4 protein-coding genes are annotated in these 4,599 nt (G+C 72.8%); all 4 read right to left on the bottom strand.

Translation table 11 applies throughout. The features are described 5' to 3' along the window. Positions 1 to 59 precede the first annotated feature (59 nt). Entirely contained in the window at positions 60 to 827 is a 768-nt protein-coding gene (locus tag DW309_RS14905; protein ID WP_136045812.1) for an enoyl-CoA hydratase/isomerase family protein, read from the bottom strand. Continuing rightward, positions 824 to 2,017, bottom strand: a complete 1,194-nt coding sequence (locus DW309_RS14900; protein ID WP_136045811.1) for a thiolase family protein — start codon at positions 2,015 to 2,017, stop codon at positions 824 to 826. The genes DW309_RS14905 and DW309_RS14900 overlap by 4 nt, the downstream gene beginning before the upstream one ends. 123 nt (positions 2,018 to 2,140) lie before the next feature. Beyond that, a complete protein-coding gene (locus DW309_RS14895) occupies positions 2,141 to 3,460 on the bottom strand; it encodes an MFS transporter (protein ID WP_136032107.1) in 1,320 nt (439 codons plus the stop codon). A gap of 134 nt (positions 3,461 to 3,594) precedes the next feature. Next, positions 3,595 to 4,599 (bottom strand): dihydrolipoamide acetyltransferase family protein (locus tag DW309_RS14890; RefSeq protein WP_136045810.1); only part of this gene is annotated, 1,005 nt, incomplete at its 5' end.

Genomic DNA, 4,599 nt, shown 5'->3' with positions numbered 1-4,599 from the left:
CGCCGGGGCGGTGGGCGGGGCCGTCGCGGCGGCCGCGGAGGGGGCGGGTGAGGTGGTCGTCATCGGTCTCTCCGCTCCAGGAAGGCGGTTATGCGGCGGAACTTCTCCGGGCTCTCGAAGAGCACGGACTGCTCCTCCAGGTCGACGGCGGGGTGCCGGTCGCGCGGGGCGCGCAGCACGCGCTTGGTCGCCATCGTGGCCGCGGGGTCGTTGCGGGCGATGCGGTCGGCCACGGCGTGGGCGGCGTCGAGCAGCTCGTCCGGCTCGTGCAGAGCGGAGACGATCCCGAGGCGCAGCGCCTCGTCAGCGAGCACCGTGCGACCGGTGAGCAGCAGTTCGGCGGCCCTGGCCTCACCCACGATCTCCTTCAGCCGCCACGATGCCCCGGCCGCGGCGATGATCCCGAGACCGGTCTCGGGGTTGCCGATGCGGAGCGCGGGCGTGGCGAGGCGGATGTCCGCGGCGTAGGCGAGCTCGGCCCCACCGCCCAGGGCGTAGCCGTCGATCGCGGCGATCACGGGCATCGGCAGCTCCGCGAGGCGCACGAACGCGTGGGCGTTGATGCCGCGCAGCGCGTCGGCGGCGCGGCGCTCCCGCAGCTGGGCGATGTCGGCACCCGCGGCGAACACGCCCTCGGCCCCGGTGAGGATCAGCGTCTTCGGCGTCTCCTCCAGCTCCGCGCACAGGGCGTGCAGCGCGTCGATCGTGGCCTGGTCGATCGCGTTGCGCTTGTGCGGACGATTCAGGGTCGCGATCACCCGGTCCTCGCGGTGCTCGACCAGCAGCGGCGTCGCGGGCGGGGTCTCGGCGGTCGGCGCCGCGGTCATCGCACGGCCTCCAGGATCGTGGCCGCCCCCTGCCCGACGCCGACGCACATCGTCGCCAGGCCGTACTGCGAGCCCTCACGCTCCATGCGGCCCATCAGCGTGACCAGCAGCCGCGAGCCCGAGGAGCCGAGGGGGTGGCCCAGCGCGATGGCTCCGCCGTCGGCGTTCACCCGGTCCTCGTCGAGCCCGAGGCGGCGGATGCACGCGAGCGACTGCGACGCGAAGGCCTCGTTCAGCTCGATCGACCCCAGGTCGTCCAGCGACAGCCCCGAACGGTGCAGCGCCTTCTCAGTCGCGGGCACTGGCCCGAGCCCCATGACCTCGGGGGCGAGTCCGGCCGAGGTGCCCACCACGATGCGCGCGCGCGGCGTGAGGCCGTAGCGCTCCACGGCCGCGGCGCTCGCCACCAGCACCGCGGACGCGCCGTCGTTGAGGGCGCTGGAGTTGCCCGCGGTCACGACCTCGCCGCCCGCGACCACGGGGCGCAGCCTGGCCAGGACCTCGAGGGTCGTGTCGGGGCGGGGGCCCTCGTCGACGAGCACCTCGCCGTCGCGCACGGGCACGCCGACGATCTCGGGGGCGAAGCGGCCGGCGCTGATCGCGGCGGCGGCGCGCTGCTGCGACCGCACGGCGAACGCGTCGGCCTCCGCGCGCGTGATGCCGTCGACGCGGGCGACCTCTTCCGCGGTCTCCGGCATCGTGAACGTGGCCTTGTCGCGCGCGAGCAGTCGCGGGTTGGGGAAGCGCCAGCCGATCGAGGTGTCGAACGCGGCTCCGGGCTTGGCCCAGGCCTTCTCGGGCTTCGCCTGCACCCAGGGCGCGCGGGTCATCGACTCCACGCCGCCCGCCACGATGAGGTCGGCGTCGCCGGCGCGGATCGCCTGGGCGGCCATGGTCACGGCCGACATGCCGGAGGCGCAGAGCCGGTTGACGGTGATGCCGGGCACGGTGTCGGGGAGCCCCGCGAGCAGCACCGCCATCCGGGCGACGTTGCGGTTGTCCTCACCGGCCTGGTTCGCCGCGCCGAGGATGACCTCGTCGAGCTCCGCGGTCGCGGGGTCGAGCCCGGCGCGCCGCACGGCCTCGCCGACGACGAGGGCGGCCAGATCGTCGGGGCGGACCGTGGCGAGGGTGCCGCCGTAGCGCCCGACCGGCGTGCGCACGCCTCCGACGAGATAGGCCTCTGGCATGCGGATCTCCTGACATCGTCGTCCTGCGGGTGGTCCGGGGAGCGGCCGGCCGTGAATTACTGACCGATCGTAAGGTAATTATGGCACAGGCGCACGGCCGGCCGCGATCCCGGATCCCGCGCGTCAGACGGAGAGGTCCACGCCCTTCGTCTCCTTCACCAGCGACACCCCGATGAGCGAGATGACCGAGGCGATGGCGATGTAGAGGCCGATCGTCCACGCCGCGTGGAACTGGTTCAGCAGCGACTCCGCGATCATCGGCGCGAACGCCCCGCCGAGGATCGCGCCCAGCGCGTAGCCGATCGAGACGCCCGAGTAGCGCACGTTCGCCGGGAACATCTCGGCGTACAGCGCTGCCTGCGGGCCGTACGACAGCCCGAGGGCGAACGTCATCACGAACAGTGCCACGAAGTACCAGACGATGTTCGCGGTGTCGATCAGGAACCACATCGGGATCGCCCACACCGCCAGGGCGACGTACCCGATCTGGAAGGTGCGGATGCGCCCGAGGCGGTCGGAGAGGTGCCCGCCCCACAGCGTGAAGATCAGCCAGCCGAACGAGGCGAGCGTGGTCGCCAGGAGCACGGGCGGACGCTCCATCCCCAGCGCGGTGACCGCGTAGGTGGCGAAGAACGCGATGAGCAGGTAGCCGGCGGCGTTGTTCGCGATGAAGATGACGGCCGTCAGCACGACCTGCTTGGTGTTCGAGCGGAACAGCTGCCCGAGCGGGGCCGAGGCCTCCTTGCGGCGGCGGCGCAGGTCTTCGAACACGGGGCTCTCGTCGACCGCGCGGCGGATCACGTAGCCGACCGCGATCAGCACGATCGACAGCAGGAACGGGATGCGCCAGCCCCACTCCAGGAACGCCTCGGGCGACATCGAGGTGGTGAGCGCCCACAGCGTGAACGTCGCCAGGATCATGCCGACCGGCACGCCGATCTGCGGGAAGGCGCCGAACAGGCCGCGCCGGCCCGTCGGCGCGTGCTCGACGGCCATCAGGGCGGCACCGCCCCACTCGCCGCCCGCGGAGAAGCCCTGCAGGATGCGGAGGAGGATGAGGAGGATCGGCGCGGCGACACCGATCGCCGCGTACGTCGGCAGCAGGCCGATCAGCGAGGTGGACAGGCCCATCATGACGAGCGTGAAGACGAGCATCTTCTTGCGGCCGAGCTTGTCACCCAGGTGTCCGGCGACGATCGCGCCGAGCGGGCGGAACAGGAACGAGATGCCGATCGTGGCGAACGACAGCACCTGGGCGAGCCCGGGGCTGGACTCCGCGATCGGGGCGAGGAAGAGCGGCGCGAGCACGAGGCCGGCGGCCTGCGCGTAGATGAAGAAGTCGTACCACTCGATCGAGGTGCCCACGAGGGTGCCCGCGAGCACCCGGCGCTCTTCGGCGGGCATCCTTCCGGTGGACGAGGCGGCAGCGGTGGCTGAGGTCATGCGAACTCCGTTGTTCTGCGTCTGGTCGGGCGGCGCGGGGGACGCCGTCGATTACTTACCGAATGATCGGTCAGTAATCGCCGAGCGTAGCGCATCGTCCGCCGCGCCACGAGAGTGCGCAACAGGTTGCGGCCTCAGATCCTCCCGAACGCACGCAGCGGATGCTCGATCAGCTCCGTCACCCGGCGCAGGAACCCGGCCGCATAACCGCCGTCGCAGACCCGGTGATCGAACACGAGCGACAGCTGGGCGATCCGCCGCGGCACGATCGCTCCCTCCACGACCCACGGGCGTTCGACGATGCGACCGATGCCGAGGATCGCGACATCCGGATGGTTGATGATCGCCGCGGAGCCGTCGACCCCCAGGCCGCCGTAGTTGTTGAGCGTGAAGGTCGAGCCGCGCAGGCGCTCGGGCGGCATGGACCCGGAGCGGGCGGTCGCGGCCAGTTCGCGCAGCGCCGTGTCGAGCTGCGCCACCGTGAGCGCGTGCGCCCGCGGGACCACCGGCACCAGGAGGCCGCGCTCGGTGTCGGCCGCGACGCCCAGGTTCACGCCGTCGAAGGAGATCAGCTCGCCGCCGTCCTCGCTCAGCCGCGACGCGAGGACCGGATAGTCCTCCAGCGCCAGCAGCACGAACCGCGCCAGCAGTGCCGTGATCGACGGCGGCCGCTCGCCCTCCGGGGCCATCTGCCCGCGGAGGTCCCACAGTTCCGTCGCATCCACGTCGACCCAGACCGTGGCCTCGGGGATCTCGGAGCGGCTGCGCGCGAGCTTCGCGCTCACGGCGCGCCGCAGCGGCGACAGGCGCTCGCGGGATCGCACGGGGAGGCCGTCGAGCTCGCCGGTGCCGGTCGTGGAGGTCGGGGCTGCGGTGCCGGAGGCCGAGGTGGCGCCTGCCGTCGTGCCGAGGGCCGCGGAGTCGGAGGCCGTGTGATGCGGCGCGGTGACGCCGTCGACCGCATGGTCCACGGCGGCGCGCAGGACGTCGGCCCGGGTGATGGCGCCGTCGGCTCCGCTCGGGGTGATGGTGTGCACGTCGAGCCCCAGGTCTCGCGCGAGGCGTCGCACGAGGGGCGAACGGACGGCCACGGGGCGGCGCGGCGCGGAGGGGGGAGCATCGACGGAGCCCGAGCCGCC

Source organism: Microbacterium sp. K41 (assembly GCF_004794395.1).
In the GTDB taxonomy this organism is placed as follows: Bacteria; Actinomycetota; Actinomycetes; order Actinomycetales; family Microbacteriaceae; genus Microbacterium; species Microbacterium sufflavum.
The sequence above is the reverse complement of the archived record's forward strand: the minus strand, read 5'-3'. Positions and strand labels throughout refer to the sequence as shown.